Origin of the sequence: Halobellus sp. H-GB7 (assembly GCF_030848585.1) — an archaeon.
Taxonomy (GTDB): Archaea; Halobacteriota; Halobacteria; order Halobacteriales; family Haloferacaceae; genus Haloquadratum; species Haloquadratum inordinatus.
On sequence record NZ_JAVDDW010000012.1, the window covers coordinates 1 to 15,853 of the forward strand.

The 15,853-nt window shown below is 64.5% G+C and carries 17 protein-coding genes; 4 read left to right on the top strand and 13 right to left on the bottom strand.

The window, feature by feature from the left end:
• Window positions 1-647 precede the first annotated feature (647 nt).
• The 6 genes from RBH22_RS15430 to RBH22_RS15455 form a co-directional block, all read right to left on the bottom strand.
• Complete coding sequence (locus tag RBH22_RS15430) at window positions 648-1,523, bottom strand: hypothetical protein (RefSeq protein WP_306678117.1); 876 nt, start codon at window positions 1,521-1,523, stop codon at window positions 648-650.
• Window positions 1,524-1,529: 6 nt separating this feature from the next.
• Entirely contained in the window at window positions 1,530-1,673 is a 144-nt protein-coding gene (locus RBH22_RS15435; RefSeq protein WP_306678118.1) for a hypothetical protein, read from the bottom strand.
• 296 nt (window positions 1,674-1,969) lie between these two features.
• Window positions 1,970-2,578, bottom strand: coding sequence for a uracil-DNA glycosylase family protein (locus RBH22_RS15440; RefSeq protein ID WP_306678119.1), 609 nt, complete (start codon window positions 2,576-2,578; stop codon window positions 1,970-1,972).
• 6 nt (window positions 2,579-2,584) lie between these two features.
• The gene (locus RBH22_RS15445) at window positions 2,585-3,451 is read right to left on the bottom strand and encodes a ribose-phosphate diphosphokinase (RefSeq protein ID WP_256546010.1); all 867 of its coding nucleotides are present in this window, start codon (window positions 3,449-3,451) and stop codon (window positions 2,585-2,587) included.
• A gap of 94 nt (window positions 3,452-3,545) precedes the next feature.
• A complete protein-coding gene (locus RBH22_RS15450) occupies window positions 3,546-4,415 on the bottom strand; it encodes a hypothetical protein (protein ID WP_306678120.1) in 870 nt (289 codons plus the stop codon).
• 55 nt (window positions 4,416-4,470) lie between these two features.
• Window positions 4,471-4,788: a hypothetical protein gene (locus tag RBH22_RS15455; RefSeq protein ID WP_256546662.1), complete on the bottom strand. Its 318-nt coding sequence runs from the start codon at window positions 4,786-4,788 to the stop codon at window positions 4,471-4,473.
• Window positions 4,789-5,153: 365 nt separating this feature from the next.
• On the opposite strand from RBH22_RS15455, the gene RBH22_RS15460 reads away from it, so the two are divergent.
• The 3 genes from RBH22_RS15460 (at window position 5,154) to RBH22_RS15470 (ending at window position 8,847) form a co-directional block, all read left to right on the top strand.
• Complete coding sequence (locus RBH22_RS15460) at window positions 5,154-6,275, top strand: tRNA (guanine(26)-N(2))-dimethyltransferase (RefSeq protein ID WP_306678121.1); 1,122 nt, start codon at window positions 5,154-5,156, stop codon at window positions 6,273-6,275.
• 117 nt (window positions 6,276-6,392) lie between these two features.
• Window positions 6,393-7,772, top strand: coding sequence for a YihY/virulence factor BrkB family protein (locus RBH22_RS15465; RefSeq protein WP_306678122.1), 1,380 nt, complete (start codon window positions 6,393-6,395; stop codon window positions 7,770-7,772).
• A gap of 178 nt (window positions 7,773-7,950) precedes the next feature.
• Entirely contained in the window at window positions 7,951-8,847 is an 897-nt protein-coding gene (locus RBH22_RS15470) for a phosphatase PAP2 family protein (RefSeq protein WP_306678123.1), read from the top strand.
• A 118-nt stretch (window positions 8,848-8,965) separates the two neighbouring features.
• Here the strand turns inward: RBH22_RS15470 and glnA are convergent, their stop codons facing one another.
• The gene (glnA, locus tag RBH22_RS15475) at window positions 8,966-10,342 is read right to left on the bottom strand and encodes a type I glutamate--ammonia ligase (protein ID WP_121568614.1); all 1,377 of its coding nucleotides are present in this window, start codon (window positions 10,340-10,342) and stop codon (window positions 8,966-8,968) included.
• A gap of 126 nt (window positions 10,343-10,468) precedes the next feature.
• Between glnA and lrp the strand changes: the two genes are divergently transcribed.
• Entirely contained in the window at window positions 10,469-10,927 is a 459-nt protein-coding gene (gene lrp, locus RBH22_RS15480) for an HTH-type transcriptional regulator Lrp (protein WP_256288698.1), read from the top strand.
• 80 nt (window positions 10,928-11,007) lie between these two features.
• On the opposite strand, the gene RBH22_RS15485 is transcribed toward lrp, so the two are convergent.
• From RBH22_RS15485 to RBH22_RS15510, 6 genes are all read right to left on the bottom strand, one after another.
• Complete coding sequence (locus RBH22_RS15485; protein WP_256288699.1) at window positions 11,008-11,922, bottom strand: DUF6293 family protein; 915 nt, start codon at window positions 11,920-11,922, stop codon at window positions 11,008-11,010.
• A 37-nt stretch (window positions 11,923-11,959) separates the two neighbouring features.
• Window positions 11,960-12,361 carry a hypothetical protein gene (locus tag RBH22_RS15490; RefSeq protein ID WP_306678124.1) on the bottom strand — a complete coding sequence of 134 codons (402 nt, stop codon included), beginning with the start codon at window positions 12,359-12,361 and terminating at the stop codon, window positions 11,960-11,962.
• 81 nt (window positions 12,362-12,442) lie between these two features.
• The gene (locus RBH22_RS15495) at window positions 12,443-13,051 is read right to left on the bottom strand and encodes a cysteine hydrolase family protein (RefSeq protein ID WP_306678125.1); all 609 of its coding nucleotides are present in this window, start codon (window positions 13,049-13,051) and stop codon (window positions 12,443-12,445) included.
• Window positions 13,052-13,060: 9 nt separating this feature from the next.
• On the bottom strand, window positions 13,061-13,873 hold the full coding sequence (locus RBH22_RS15500; RefSeq protein ID WP_306678126.1) for a YqcI/YcgG family protein: 813 nt from the start codon (window positions 13,871-13,873) through the stop codon (window positions 13,061-13,063).
• A gap of 90 nt (window positions 13,874-13,963) precedes the next feature.
• On the bottom strand, window positions 13,964-15,466 hold the full coding sequence (locus tag RBH22_RS15505; RefSeq protein ID WP_306678127.1) for a sodium:solute symporter family protein: 1,503 nt from the start codon (window positions 15,464-15,466) through the stop codon (window positions 13,964-13,966).
• Window positions 15,459-15,692, bottom strand: coding sequence for a DUF3311 domain-containing protein (locus tag RBH22_RS15510; protein ID WP_121568607.1), 234 nt, complete (start codon window positions 15,690-15,692; stop codon window positions 15,459-15,461). Before RBH22_RS15510 ends, RBH22_RS15505 begins: the two co-directional genes overlap by 8 nt.
• Window positions 15,693-15,853: the final 161 nt, after the last annotated feature.

Consider the following 15,853-nt stretch of genomic DNA (forward strand, 5'->3'; position numbering starts at 1 on the left):
GAATACGACATCCAGTCTCTCAGGTGGCCATTCTGTCACAATCGTGCCGATAATAATAATTAACGTTGCATATAGAACTGCGAGATTGGTTCCGCTATCTGCGTCCATATGTCGAACAAATCAAGCATCTATACGTAATTAAATTGTTGAGAGGAATCCCTACGATTCGATGATGAGGTTGTAAAGGGCGGCCTCGATCAACTCCCCATCGTTTAGATCATTCTCTGCTTGATAGTCTTCAACGACTGAGATGATATCCCCATCCGAACAAGTCCATCTCATCGTTTTATAGTCCGTATAAGGCGATTTCGAAGTGTTTCGTGTCATAATTTTAAATTCCTTTGTCTAATTTTGTAGTAAATTCTTCCTCGTAAGCGCATTCGACACAGTATGTCAAAACTTTGAAAAGAAGTCTGGCAGATCCATATCGTTCAATCCGAATGTCGGTATCTAGGCCCGATGCCCCACACTTGATGCATTTGCTGGGAGTGTCAATCATTGGAGAGTCCAATTCCCATTCGGTTTGTACTCATCAACATTCTCACAGTTGTCACAGTAGACCATAAGAGAAGGCTTAAACTCGCTAGCACCCACGAAGGCCATTTGCCATTCCCCGTGGGTGTTTTCCGAGTCGCAATTCTGGCATTTCATCGGTCGAACACCGACATATCATCAACTTCACCGATCATTACCTCCCCGTCTTGCGATTCGATTCTTACCCCATCGTAGTCTTCAGAGAGAATTTGTAGCTCTTCTTTGACTTCGGGATTTGAAGTCGTGACTTGTCGTGTCCCATCTTCAAATTCGGCGAGATGGGTGTCTTCGACCCCTCTGGGGTTCTGCTCTTCTCTTACGACAGAGGGAGTCTCTTGGGCTAGCTCTTCGTATTCTTCGCTCAGATCCTCCCAAACCTCACTATGCCGGGAATCCCCACTGCGAGCATATCGCTCAAAGGCTTCGCTAGCTGCCTCAGCCATTTCAGACGTGTCAACGTCCTTCCCCTCAAGTCGATCACGGGGGTCGGGACCACTAGATCCGTCCTCAAGGGCTTTGTCGGCCTTCTGTTCAAGATATTCAGCTAATGCAGTTGAGGCATTCCCCTTGCCTTTGCGCTCTCTAGCGCCTTTTCTGAGCGTATCTAGCTCCTGTTCGAGTCCCCTCTCTCCTAATTTGGCTTCGTGTCTTTGTCGCATTTCGTCCTTCATTTCATCCCACGAATCGAAATCCTCAGACTTTAGCTCAGAATTATCAGTTTCCTGAGAAGTAGAGGAAGAATTGGATTCAATGTCGTCTGCTAGCTCCTCGAAAACAGGGGAGTTATTTCGTTGGGCGTGATCCCTGAAAGCCTCTGCTGCTACCTCTTGTTTACTTTTTCCGGAGGATAGCTCTTCGGCTTCTTTTTCTTCTTCCTCCTCTACAGGCCCAACGAGCCAATAGCCAGACTTATTCTTGTATTCTGATAACTCTTCGTCAGTAACGTACTCAGTTTTTCCCGATTGATGTAAAAAAGCGTATTTCGTCATAGTGTATCACTCTCTATTTGATAAAAATCCGTAGTTGTGTAGTAGTTCGTTCAAAAGTTCGTCATAGCTAGAAGAATCCCGAAGATCCTTCTCAACCGCGAGCTTCTTCCGTGTTTTGCGTTCCAAAGGAATTGTGGTTCTTTCCTTCATATACTTAATAATTAGAACCAAAAGCTTAAATATCTTATGATTTTTCATACTTTTCTTGGACAAATGTTTCAATACACTCCGAATCAATTTAGAATCATTCAATCTTCACACAATGTAGATTCTGAGGCCTTTGATCCGATAGGATGGATACCATTCATCTACAGAGAAAACTCAATGAGTGGACTATGTGCTAATCTGAGGCAACTCAAATCGATGTGGGGAGCGAGAGGGAGGAAGGGACTAGATCTAGTCTTAACCAACACTGAGCAGTGGGAGTGAGAGATGTTGGTTAAGCTCTAAGGATGTATGTAACTTAGCCAATTATTTTGGTACGACGGATGGAGAATCGGGAGCAACGTCGCGTTCACCCGCTCCAGTTCGGTGGGCTCCAGCACCCGATTGACAAAGCCGTCCAGTTCCCGCCCGTCGAGTGCGAGCGCGCTCGCAGTGGCGTGTTTGCCCGTCGCGACGATTACGGCGGGATCGACGGTGTCGATCTCCGTCCAGAGGTGGTCGCGGCAGTTTGCGCGCTCGTCCGGCGTCGGTTCCCGGTTCGATCCCGCGCCATCGCAGGGGAAGCACTTCACGGCGTTCGTGACGTAGGCGTCGGGATGACCGGCGTCGGCGAGCAGTTTCCGAACGCGACGCCCCGAATGCCGCGTCGTGTACGCTCGCCCCGTCCAGTTGCCGCCGCGCCACGTCTCCGCGTCTGGTTCGCCCGCGCCGGGGGCTTCGCCGACGACCAGTACTGCTGCGTCGCGGTCGCCGGTGCCCCACGAGATTCGGTCGCGACACGCGACGAGCGCGGGACAGCGCGAACAGTCGGCTTCCAGCACGTGCCGGTCGTCGGGGTAGTACTGGTCGGCGTCGGCCGTTCCGCTGGGCGAAGGCTCCGGGTCGGTCATCCGGCGTTACGCGGCTTCGACGGCGTCGACGGCGGCGGCGACGAGCGGCGCGACCGAGACGACGCTCACGTCGCGCTCGATGGTGTCGGTACCGATCACGCGCTCGATGCCGGCGCGTTCGAGTTTCGTCCGGGCGTTCTGTGCGAGTAGCGGATGGACGCACGCCGCGAAGACGCGGGCTGCCCCGTCGTCGTCCAGATGCGACACGGCTTCGCTCATCGTCGTCCCGGTCGCGACGATGTCGTCGACGATGACGACGTCCCGGCCCTCCGTGTCGGCATCGCTCGGCGCGATTTCGACCTCTGTCCCGGAGTGGCGCGTCTTCTCGAAGTAGTCGGTTTCGCCGCTCCCGTAGGCTTCACACGCCGCTTCGGCGAGTTCGGTTGCACCGGCGTCCGGCGACAGAAAGAGCGGGTCGGTCAGGTCCTCTGGAAGCGGCGCGGCGAGTCGGCCGGCGGCGTCACAGATCGTCACGTGTGCGTCGAAAAAGTCGGAGATCGACTCCTCGTGAGGGTTCACGAGCACCACGCGATCCGCGCCGGTCGAGACGGCGCGAGCCATCGCGCGTGCGGAGACGGGTTCGCCCGCCTCGAAGGCGCGGTCCTGTCGCGCGTAGCCCATATACGGGATCACGGTGACGACCTCGGACGCACCGGCCTCGCGAACGGCGTCCTGTAACTGCAGCAGTTCGACCCACGCGTCGTTCGAGTCCGTCGTCGCGACCACGACCGCGCGCTCGGCGTCGAACTCGGGGACGGCGGCGAGCGTCTCGCCGTCCGGGAAGCGATTGTACTCTACGGCCGCCAGCGGTTCACCCAGTTCCGCCGCGAGCGCGGCCGCGAGCGCCTGTGAGGATGCGCCGGGTACGATCATACTGGTGTTCTCACGATCCGCGCTAAAACCCCTTTCCGTCTTCGCGCCGCGTGCGAGTGGGGCGCACTGCTCTGCGAACAGCCGCGATGGTCCGTCAGACCGCGGCCGCTGCGACGTCTCTCACCCCGAGTCCGCGGTGCCGCCACTCGTCGCCTTCCAGCCGCACGGCGAGCGTCCCGTCTGCCGTGACCGCGTACGAGGACTCCGCGCCGTGGGTCACGGCCACGACGTCGCTGTCGATCGGCAGGGCTTCTTCGTGCCAGGCCTCCTCGTGGGTGTCGGCATCGGGGTCCCGCGCGTACAACGTCCCCTCGCTCACGGCGTGCGCTCGGGGGCCGACGGCGTCGACGGCGTCGACCGGGTCGGAAAGCACGTCCATCCAGCCGTTCCCGAGTTTGAACAGTCCGGAGCCGGTCGCCACGAGCGGTTCGGCGTCGACGTCGCGGGCGTCGTTGAGGCCGGCGTGCGTCGCGCCCGAGTCGTCGACGCGATAGACGCCGTCGGCGGCGGCGACGAGGCCGCCGTCGATCGCGCGCACCGCGCCCGCGGATCCGACTTCCGTCCAGGTCGCGTCCGCGTCGCTGGCGGCGTCATCCGGGGCCGCACACCGACCGATCCGTCCCTCCTCGTCGCCAGCGAGAAGCGCGCCCGCGTCGAATCCGACAGCGGTCGCGGGTCCGAAGCCGGTCGCGGCGAAATCGAGCGCGTCGGACGGGCCGGCGGTGGAGGCCGCGTCGCCGTCCGCTGCGCTCCGATCAGCCACCAGGACGTCCTCGTCGGTCGCGACCGCGACGAGCGGGCCCGCCGTCGCGACATCGCGGGCGTGGCACCGCTCTGCGACGCCGAACTCCCCGATCAGGTCGTCGGAGACGGAGACGGCGACGACGCCGAGCCCCGTCGCGAGATAGACCGTCTCGGTCCCGGAGTTGTCGGTGTACACTCGCTTCTCGTCGATCGTTGGCATACCCGAAATTCGCCGAGACGTGGTAAAAACGGTGCGGAGCGCGTCTCGACGGGGTCTATATGAACTCCCGAACCTCGGAGTACCACATCTCGTGGTAGTCGACTTCGCCGATGCGTTCGGCGATGGCGACCGCGAGCACGTGCCAGCAGCGCTCGTGGGGGTCCTCGGGATCGAGGTTGTACGCGCTGTCCTTACAGGTGCACCCGCCGTCCTCGACGACGTACTCGTCTTCGTGGCCGACGACGACGGTGAAGTCGCGGTAGCGCTTGATGCGACCCTCCGAGACGGCTTCGATGGCGCGCGCGCCGCGGCCGTCGTGGAGTTTGACCAGCGTGTCGACCGCGTTCGGCGTGAGTTCGCCCGCCTCCGCCAGTTCGCGCCGCCAGGCGGTTTCGGCGTCGCTGTCCGTCTCGGTCGGCACGGCGTAGCCGTCGTGGACGTTCTCACCAGGGTCGGCGTTCTCACCAGGGTCGGTGGTGGAGGCGCTGTCGGTGTCGCCGGTGGCGTCGCCCGCTGTGTCGCTGCCCGCGTCGCTGGCGACCACGTCGAACCCGTCGGTGTCGTCCGTCGACCCGCGCTCGTCGGTCGGGCCGCCGTCGCCGTCACTCACGCCCGTCGCTTGCTCGGGGGCGGACAAAACGCCACCGGTGCCCACTTCGGCCGTCGGCCGCTTCTCCCGAGAGGTTCTCCGGACCGTGCATCGCATCGCTTTTCGCCGCGGGGCGTCCGAACCGAGGTATGGACGTTCGTGAGGGCGATGTCGAGCTTTCGGTCCCCGACGCCCGCGACGGCGCGTCGGAGGGTGCGGGCGACGGCGTGTTCTACAACCCGACGCAGGAACTCAACCGCGACGTGACGGTGGCGACGCTGCGGGCGTACCGCGAGCGCGAACCGCGCCTCACCTCGTATCTCGACGCGATGGCGGCCAGCGGAATCCGGGGCGTCCGCGCCGCCGCCGAGGGTCTCGACGTCACGTGCGTCGACGTCGACGCCGACGCGGTCGAACTCGCACGCGAGAACCTCGCGCGCAACGACCTCGACGGCGACGTGGTCGAACGCGACGTCAATGCGCTCCTCCACGAATCCGTGTTCGACGTCGTCGATCTCGATCCGTTCGGCACGCCGATCCCCTTCGTCGACGCCGCGTTCGCGAACACGCGCAACCTGATCTGCGTCACCGCCACGGACACCGCGCCGCTGTGCGGCGCCCACCAGCGCTCTGGCATCCGCAAGTACGCGACGCTCCCGCAGAACACCGACTACCACCCCGAGATGGGGCTTCGCGTCCTCCTCTCGGCGCTCGTCCGCACCGCCGCGCGGTACGACAAGGCCGCGGTGCCGATCCTCTCGCACGTCACGCGCCACTACGCCCGAGTGTACCTCGAACTCGACGCCCGCGCCACGCAGGCCGACGCACTCATCGACCAACTGGGCTACGTCCACCACTGCGAGGACTGCCTCCACCGAACTCACGAGTTCGGCCTGATCGCGCACCCGCCCGAGACCTGTGCCGCCTGCGGTGGCGACCGCCTGCTCACCGCCGGGCCGCTCTACCTCGGGCCGATCTGCGAACCCGACTTCGTCCGTGCGGTCCGCGAGCACGTGACCGAGGAGATGGGCGAGGCGGCGCGCGCTCGGCGGATGTTAGACACCGTCGCGGGTGAACTCGACACGCCTACGCACTACGACCAGCACCGCCTCTGCAAGCAGTGGAGCCGCTCTGCACCGGCGATGGACGACTTCCTCGCGGACCTCCGGAACGCCGGATTCGAGGCGACGCCAGCCCACTACTCGGGCACGTCGTTCAAGACCGATGCGACGGTCGAAGAGATTCGCGACGCGACGGTCGACGCCGAGTAGTCGCCGCTCGAACGCATCGCTCGGGACGCTCCGGTCCGCACACCGGGCTCGATGACCTCCGCGACGCACGCCGATCTACCACCTACACTCTTGTGTCAGTCCGGCGAACAGACTCCTGTGAGCGTTCGGACTCGTGACCCACTCGTCGCAACGCGTGCGATCGTCGATACCGTCCGCGAGCGGGAGGTAACGTTCCTCGCAGCGAGTATCTCCTATTACGTTCTCGTTTCGCTCGTCCCGCTTCTCACGCTCGCTGTCGTCCTCGCGACCGTCATCGGCGGGGCGGAACTCGCAGACCAGATCCGGACGATCGCCCAGCAGTATCTGCTCCCGTCGGGGGCCGACCTCGTGGAGAACGCGCTCGCAGACCGTACCGGACAGGGCACCCTCTCGATCGTGAGTCTCCTCGTCACGGTCTGGGGCGCGCTGAAACTGTTCCGCGGCATCGACGTCGCGTTCTCTCGGGTCTACGGCTACCCGACCAGTTCGATGGTCGACCAGATTCGCGATGGCCTCTTGACCCTCCTCTCGCTCGGCGGGGCGACCATCGGCGTCGCCGTCGCTGCGACCGTCATCGCCATCGTCGACGTGCCGTTCGTCGGGTTCGTGAGCCCGCTCGTCCTCCTGGCGTTTCTCGTCGTGGCGTTCGTCCCGCTGTACGCGCTCATCCCCGACGTCCCGATCACGCTCCGACAGGCACTCCCGGGAGCGCTGTTCGCAGGCGTCGGCTGGGCTATTCTCGGCGTCGTCTTCGGCTTTTACGCGCAACTGTCAAGCGGGGTCGCGGGCGCGCTCGGAGCGGTGTTGTTACTCGTCACTTGGTTTTACTTCTCGGGCATTCTCGTGCTCACCGGCGCGGTGGTCAACGCCGTCCTCGCAGGGGAGGTCGACGCCGCAGACCGAGAGACTGCGGAGTCGGACGGCGACGCCGACGAGCGAGACCGGCAGGTACAACACCCGCGGGGCCGACGTGACGAGCGGACGATGAGTGCGGACGACGCGACGACACCCGACGACGCCGCCGCGGAGGATGCGACGACGCCCGAGGAGGACGTGGAGGGCGCCGCGAGCGCCGGCAGCGGACCACGTGGGGGCGACGACACCGACGTCGAACCCCGCGGCGCGCCCGACATCGAGGACCTCGATCGCCGCATCGAGGAACTGCGCGCCGACCTCGACACGTTCGAGGAGGACGTCCAGTCGCGCACGGTCGAGCGCCCCGACGTCGAATCCGAGATGCGCCGCTACGTTCGCGGGCGACTCCGCCGGGGGAAAGCCCGCGGCTGGGGGCCGTATCTCGTCTTGCTGTACGGGACGGCGGCGACGATCGGTGCGTTCTATCTGCTCGACGACGACCTGCTCGCGGTGGTCGCGATGCTCGTCATCTACCTCTCGACGCTGGGACTCTACGCCCTCTTCGTGATCTTCGGCGTCGGACTGAACGCGCTCGGCGTGCCCGGGCGGCTCGTCGACTGGGTTCGCGATCGGCGCTCCTGAACGGGCCAGTCCGCGATATCCCGCGACGTGCGCCGTCCGCGCTCACTTCACACTCGCCACGTTCGATCCCGCCGCGTTCGATCGCTGCGTCCCGCTTTTCTGCCCTGCTGTTCCCTCGAAAGCGGTGACAGCGACGAATCCGACGATATTTGTCGTTCGCGCAGTGAGAGACGCACCGATGACCCCGACCACGACGCCGCTCGCCACGCGCGGTATCGGCGAAGCCGCGTTCGCCGAGTCGCTCCCGGACGCCATCGTCGCGGTGTTCTGGGCGCTCACGCACCTCGGAAATCCCTATCTCCTGCTCGCGTGCGTCGCCCTCGCGTACCTCCTCGGCGACCGCGTCGGCATCCCGCGCCGCGGGGCCGCGTTCGCTCTCGCGCTTGGCCTCTGTGCGATCGGTCTCACGATCGGACTGAAACACTTCTTCGGCCTCCCGCGCCCGCCGATCTCGTATCGCGACGGACTCGGCTTTCCCAGCGGGCACGCGCTCGGCTCGACGATGTTCTGGGGCGGCGTCGCCGTGCTCGCGACGTGGGGGCGCTGGCGACAGCGACTCACCGTCGCGGGGGTCGTCGTCGGCGCCGTCGCCCTCTCGCGCGTGCTGATCGGCGTCCACTACCTCGCGGACGTCGTCGCCGGCGTCGCCATCGGGGTAGCGTTCCTCGCAGCGGCCTTTGCGCTCGGACCCGGATTCTCGCCGAAGTCACCGAGCGGTGCGCTCGCGACGCCCGAACACCGCCACGTCACCGCGCTGTTCGTCCTCGCGGTCGCACTCGGACTCGCGGGGCTCCTCGTCGCTCCCGGGGAGAGTGAACTGTTCTTGGGCATCGGCACGGCCGCTGGCGGGGTACTGGCGTGGCAGCGCTTCGGCCGCCGCGCGGCCGCGGTGACTGTCGAACTGTCGACCCGGACGTTCGCCCTCGGCGGCGGCGGACTCCTCGTCGCGCTCGGGGTGATGAGCGGCACCGCGAAACTGATCGAGAACGGCCCGCTCATCGCCGTCGCCGGGGCGGTCGGCGCCGTCGGACTGCTCGCGCTGCCGCTCGTCGTCGACGCTCGCGACGTGGCTTGAGTCGACATTCGGCCACGAACGGCGCCCGCTCCGCTACGGCGTCGGAGAACGGCAGACGAAAGAACCGAAGAAGGCAAGAACGAAAACGGAAGAACCCGCAGTCAGGCGTCGGCGTCGCTCAGTACTTTTCGAGGTAGCGGTCGAGTTCCCACTGGGAGACGTCGATGCGGAACTCGTCGTACTCCTGGGTCTTCGCCTCGATGAACTTCTCGGAGACGTGCTCGCCGAGGGCCTCCTTGATGACCTCGTCGTCTTCGAATTCGGCGACGGCCTGACCGAGGTTCGCCGGCAGCGTGTCGATACCGTACTCCTCGCGCTTGGCCTCGTCGAACTCGTAGATGTTCTCCCGGACCGGGTCGGGGGCTTCCAGGCCCTTCTCGATGCCTTCGAGACCGGCGTGGATGATCGCCGCGAAGGCGAGGTAGGGGTTACACGACGGGTCGGGTGAACGCAGTTCGATGCGCGAGGCCGCCGGTACGCGTGCGGCCGGCTTGCGGATGAGCGCCGAGCGGTTGCGGTCGGACCACGCGACGTACACCGGCGCTTCGTAGCCGGGGACGAGGCGCTTGTAGCTGTTCACCGTCGGGTCGGCGACGGCCGTGATCGCCGGGGCGTGTTCGAGGACGCCGGCGAGGAAGGCGTGGGCGGTCTCCGAGAGGTTGAACTCGTCGTCGTCGTCGTGGAAGGCGTTGTTGCCGTCCTCGTCGAACAGCGAGACGTGGGTGTGCATCCCCGAGCCGTTGATCTTCGGGATCGGCTTGGGCATGAACGTCGCGTGGAGGTCGTGCTGGGCCGCGATGGCGCGGACGACCGTCCGGAACGTTCCGACGTTGTCGGCGGTGGTGAGGGCGTCGTCGTACTCGAAGTTGATCTCGTGTTGGCCCTCGGCGACCTCGTGGTGACTGGCTTCGATCTCGAAGCCCATCTGTTCGAGGCCGTAGATGATGTCGCGGCGGACGTCGGAGGCGAGGTCCTTCGGCGCGAGGTCGAAGTAGCCGCCGGCGTCGTTGGTCTTCGTCGTCGCGCGGCCTTCTTCGTCTTCCTCGAAGAGGAAGAACTCCGGCTCGGGGGCGACGTTGACGGTGTAGCCCATCTCCTCGGCGCGTTCGAGCGTGCGCTTCAGGACGCTCCGCGGGTCGCCCTCGAAGGGCTCGCCCGTCGTGGTATTGATGACGTCACAGATGAGACGCGCCGAGCGGCCGTCGCGCCACGGGAGGATCGCGAACGTCTCGGGGTCGGGTTTGAGCCGCATGTCGGACTCCTGAATGCGGACGAATCCCTCGATGCTCGACCCGTCGAAGTAGATCCCGTCGGTGAAGGCCTTCTCGGCCTGCGTCGCGGGTACGGCGACGTTCTTTACGGTGCCGAGGATGTCGGTGAACTGCAGGCGGAGGAAGTCGACGTCTTTCTCCTCGATCTCGTCGATGACGTGCTGTGCTTCGGCGGAGAGGCCACCGTCTGCGACGGCGGCACCGGATTCATTTTGGTCCGTCATGTCCTGGACAATCGAATCCGAACACTCCCAGTATAAAGACGTTATCGCTTAGTGCAAATGCCCGCAGTCGCTATCCTAATTGGATATTCGTAAAATTCTAATGTACCCAGACGCATCGTGAGTGTAATGACGTACGAAAACCTGGATGCAAAACTGATCAACGCATTACTTGGCGACGGACGCGCGAGTCTTCGGAGCCTCGCCGAGGAACTCGACGTCTCGGTCACGACAGTGTCGAACCACCTCCGCGACCTCGAAGATCAGGGCGTGATCGAGGGCTACACCCCCCGTGTCAACTACGACGCACTCGGCTACGACGTCACGGCGATCATCCAACTGAAGGTCGAAGGGAGCGCGCTCCCCGAGATCACGGATCGACTCCGCGGCCACAAACAGATGACCACCGTCTACGAGGTGACGGGCGATTACGACGTCATCGCGGTCGGCAAATTCGAGGACACAGACGGGATGAACGCACAGATCAAAGAACTCCTCACCGACGCGGACATCCGCGAGTCGAACACGAGCGTCGTCCTCAACGCCGTCGTCGAAAACGAGCAGTTCGACCTCGACGTCGACGAGTAATCTCGGATTCCGGAGTCGCGACGATCGGACGTTCAGCTGGTCGATCCTGTTCCGCTTGCCCTCCCCTCTGAGGGCGGCGGTCAGTCGTCCGCAAGTACGTCGTCTTCGGCGTGAGCGCGCACCCAGAGTTGCCCGATGCGCGAGAGCCGCGTCCGGTAGGACTTCCCGTGTTCTTCCTGTTCGATGTAGCCCTTCCCGCCCGGCCCCAGCCGGTCGACGTTGTAGATGACTTTCGAGCGGAAGGAGTCGGTGTACTCCTCGTTCATATCGCGCGCCAGCGTCTCTGCGAGTTCCGACACGGAGTCGAACTCGCCGTACTCGCCGAGTTCGAAGAGAATGACCTCCTCGAACGGTTTGACGTTCCGGAACGAGGCGACCGGGAGTTCGACGATGTGGCTGTCGCCGATGCGCTTCGCGCCGATGGTCGTCCCGCGCTCGTCGAACTCGTCGAGGAGGTCGGTCGCCGACTCGTAGCGCTCGCGGACCCGGTCGTCGTCGACGTCGACTCCTGCGAGGACCTCACCCAACAGGTCTTTCGCGGCGCGGACCTCCTCGGCCAGTTCGGTTTCGAGGTACTTCTCCGGGGCCGTGTAGTAGGTGTGAATCCGCTCGCGGTCCTCTTGGCGCTCGACCATAATCGAGTGGGCGGCGGTGGCGAACGCGAACGAGACGGGGCGGGGCATCGCCGAGACGTTCACCCACACCTCCGAGTCGTCGGCGGCGTCGAGTTCGGCGTTGATGAGATCGTAGGCCTGCTCGAACGCGGCGTCGTAGTCGTAGACGTCGGCGACGACGACGCGCTCCGTATCGGCGCCCAGGAGGTTCTGGAAGTCCTTCTCTAACTTCCCCGAGAGGTTCCGAGAGTACTCGACGTTCGACTCGCTGCCGACTGCGCCCTCGAGAAGAATCACCCGGTCGACGTCCTGCTGGTCCCGGATGAGCGGGGCGATCAGCCGGTCGTAGTCGAAGCCGACCGGCACGATGTGGGTCTGCATACGCCGTCGTAGGAGCGACCGGATCTTAAACCGACCGTCACCTGTTCGGGTCGCAGTCGAGACGTTCGACCCCGTGAACGTAGCTGAGCCCGACGGACGCCAGGGCGAGCGTCCCGACGCCGTCGCCGACCGAGATCGAGCCGAAGACGACGCCGACCTGCGGGCCCGAGACTCCGAGCAGACCGGGGAGCGCCACTGCGAGCGCGCCGATGGCGAGCGCGAGATCGCCGCCCCCGGCGAAGACGTACCAGGGGACCGACCACGACCCGATCCGGACCCGCTCGCGACGCCCCGCGACGACGAACGCGACGCCGGCACAGGCGGTGCAGGCGACGAAGACGCCCATCGGCACGTCGATAGCTGGGCCGCCGACGACGAGCACACCGCCGACGACGAGGACCAACCCGGTGCCGAGGAGGGTCAACAGGGCGCGGGGCATACGTAGCCCATCTCACGCGGCACAAAAATGCGTATCGGCGGTAGAGAGGCTTTAATAACCCGTTACTGCCGTAATGCGTGACTACCGGCGTGTGCGTCTCACGGCCGCGAGCACGTCGTCGGTGCTCGCCACGTCGGCGAACTCACGGTACAGATGCGTCAGCGCCGTGCGGTGGACCTCCGCGGCCGCGTAGTGCGTCCCGTCGGGTGCCTCGCGCTCGAACGTCGCCGTCGCGTCCGAGACGACGATGGGGTCGAACCCGAGGTTCTCGGCCAGCCGCGTCGTCGTCGAGACGCAGTGGTCGGTCGTGAGCCCGACGACGACGACCGTCTCACAGCCGCGTTCGCGGAGCCACTCCTCCAGGTCGGTCCCGACGAACGCGGCGTTCACGCGCTTTGTCATCACGGTTTCACCGCTCTCGGGCGCGGTTTCGGGCTTCCACGCGAAGCCAGGAGCGTCGCCGCGAAGTGGCGATTCGGACTCCGTGGAGTCGTGCCGGACGTGGACCACTGGCAGGTCCGCGGCGCGCCAGGCGTCGAGAAGCGTCGCAGCGTTCGCCTCGGCGTCGGGGTTGTTGCGGTCGCCCCACACCGGGTCGTCGAAGCCGGTCTGGAGGTCGACGAGGAGCAGTGCAGGCCGGTCACCGAGCGCGAGCGCGTCGGCAGTCTCCACTGGTGTGTCGGTCGTCATCGACGGATTTCAGTCGTCCGCCGGTGTCGGCCGCGACCGGGGATCGGCGGCCTTCGGGTGTTCGCGCGTCACTTCGATCGGGCACTCGTCGGGCGACTGCTCGGGATCCTCCCGGAACAGATACTGGGTCCACTCGCGGTCGCCCTCGACGCCCCAGTCGCCGAGGTCCGCGTGGGGGCAGACGCCGTCGTACTCCTCCAGGCGACCCTGGATCTGCTCGCGAGCGCGCTGGCCCGCCTCGGTGTCGTGCGTGATCCCCTCGAAGAGCGTCCGCGGCTGGAAGGTGATCTCCAGTCCGATCGGGCAGTACCGGCTCTTGCGGTCGTCGTAGAAGGGGGCACGACAGGTCGGGAACATCGGCTCGCCGCCGAAGGAGAACTCCCAGCGGGGGTCGTCGGGGTCAGTCGGAATGTCCTCGGGCCACGGTTCCGGATCGTGGACGTGGAGGAACTGGAGGAGATGCCACAGCGTCTCGTGGTAGTCCGCTTCGGTGAACTCCCGCTCGGGTGGTTTGAAGAACGTCACGAACGACGCCTGTCCCGGCGCGTCGCGATAGGTGTCGAGGTATTCGAGCAGGGTATCTCGGAACGACAAGAGCGCGTCGGGATCAGTCATCGACGGGACCGCAGTGTAGAGCGGTTCGCCGTCGCGCACTGACTGCGCGCCGAAGTGACACGGGAACGACGTCCCGTTCCGCTCGCCGAGGAGTGCCTCGGTGAACGTCTCGAAGTGGCGCCGAACCCACTCGGGGGTGTCCCCGGATTCGACGCGGGCCGCCAGCGTCTCTTGATCCATCAGCGACTGGATGCCCGGCTCGTTCATACTTCAGACTTGGATCGATCGACCAAGAGCGCTTCGCTCCGCGTCAGTTCCCGAGAACGGGCCGACACAGCGTGACGCTGTCCGATTGCGTCAGTCCGCGCGCGAGCCCACAGTGAACGTGTCGGCGCGCTCGTCGGCGTCGGCGGTCGTCAGGAGCGACCCGCCGACGGTGAGGACGAGCGAGAGAGCCATCCCGTAGAGCGCGAAGTCCCAGGTGAAGTACGTCGCGCCGAAGAGCGTCACGCCGCCGAGCGTGATCGACGGGATGAACACGTGCGCGACGTAGTAGAGTTGGGACCCGGCGATCCCGGCGAGCATCCCCTGTCGCGTCGTCTTCGGCCAGTAGAGCGCGACCATCACCGGCAGCGCGAGTTGTGCGAAGCCGCCGAAAGCAGTGTCGCCGACGGTGATGAGCGTCCCGGGGCGGAACAGGCTGACGACGAACGTCCCGATCGCGAAGGCGGCGACGCCGAGGCGGGCGACCCACGCCTCGCGCTCTTCGCTCGCGTCCGGATTCACGAACGGGCGGTAGAGATCGCGCGTGAGGTACGACGATCCCGAGAGCAGCATCGAGTCCGAGGAGGACATCATCGCCGCCATCGCGCCGGCGACGACGAGCGCCGCGAACCACCCGGGCGTGTACGCGTTCAACAACACCGGAACGACGTTCGAACCCTCCGGTACCGACACGCCGAGGCCCGCCGCCCAAGTCCCGAGCAGGAACGCCGGCACGAACAGCAGCACGACGAGGATCGGCCACAGCGCGAACGAGCGCTTCAGGACGCGGGCGTCCTTTGCGACGAAGAAGCGCTGGTTGATCTGCGGGAACATCGTCACGCCGAACGCGATAGTCACGGCGGTCGAGATCATCCACTGCGGCGAGTAGAGGCCGCCGCCGAGCGCGAGGAACTCGGGCTTCGTGTCCGCTAGCGACGACGAGACAGTGCCGAGCCCGCCCGCGTTCGTGAGCACCCAGACGACGGCGATCCAGACGACGGAGAGCATAAACAGCCCCTGGATCGTGTCGGTCCACGCGACGCCGCGGAGTCCGGCGAGGACGACGTAGACGATCATAAACAGGGTGATGAGCGCCGCGCCGACCCAGTAGGGGATCGCACCGTTCGTGAGGCCGACGATCGCCTCGCCCGCGCCCATCTGCTGGAGCATCACGTAGGGAAACAGCCAGAACAGCGAGACGCCGGCGACGAGCGCGCGGAGACGCGTCGATCCGAACCGGTCACCGAGCATCTCGCCGAGCGTGACGTACCCCTGGACCTTCCCGATCAGCCACTGTCGGTAGCCGATCACGTACCACAGGATCGCGAACAGGATGCCGTCCATCAGCCCCATCACGAGGATCCACTCGGGGCCCGCCCCGTACGCGAGGTTCGGGCCGCCGAAGAAGGTGAACGCCGACAGCAGCGTCGCGAACGTCGTAAACAGGAGGACGACCGTTCCGATCGAACGGCTCGCGAGGTAGTAGTCCTCGGCGTCACGACCGGTCAGTCGGTACGCGAAGACGCCGACCGCGAGCGCGACGAGGAGGTACGCGCCGACGACACCGAGTTGGACGAGCAGTTCCGACTCAGCCATCGAAACCCACCTCCTCGGGATCGACGTTCATCCCGCGGTCCCACGCACCGCGCGCGAAGAGCGCGAATGCGAGCGACGCCAGTCCCATCCAACCGACGTGCCACCAGAGCCACACCGGCAGTCCGAGCCACGTGCTCGCGTCCCGCCAGAGGAACCACGGGATTGCGAACGTAACGAGGACTGCGAAGACCCCAATCCACAGGTAATCTGTCTTCTGTTGCGTCATCGAATCTCACTCATCACTCAGTATATGTAAATATTGCTCTCCCAGATTCGATCTGGACTTGTGAAGAACTTTTTTCTTCGTTGTCGGGGGACGGTGGATTTCTAACGCCAAGGACGCTCTCTCTCGCTCCACTGTCACTCGATAGCCGGTGCTCGCGGCCG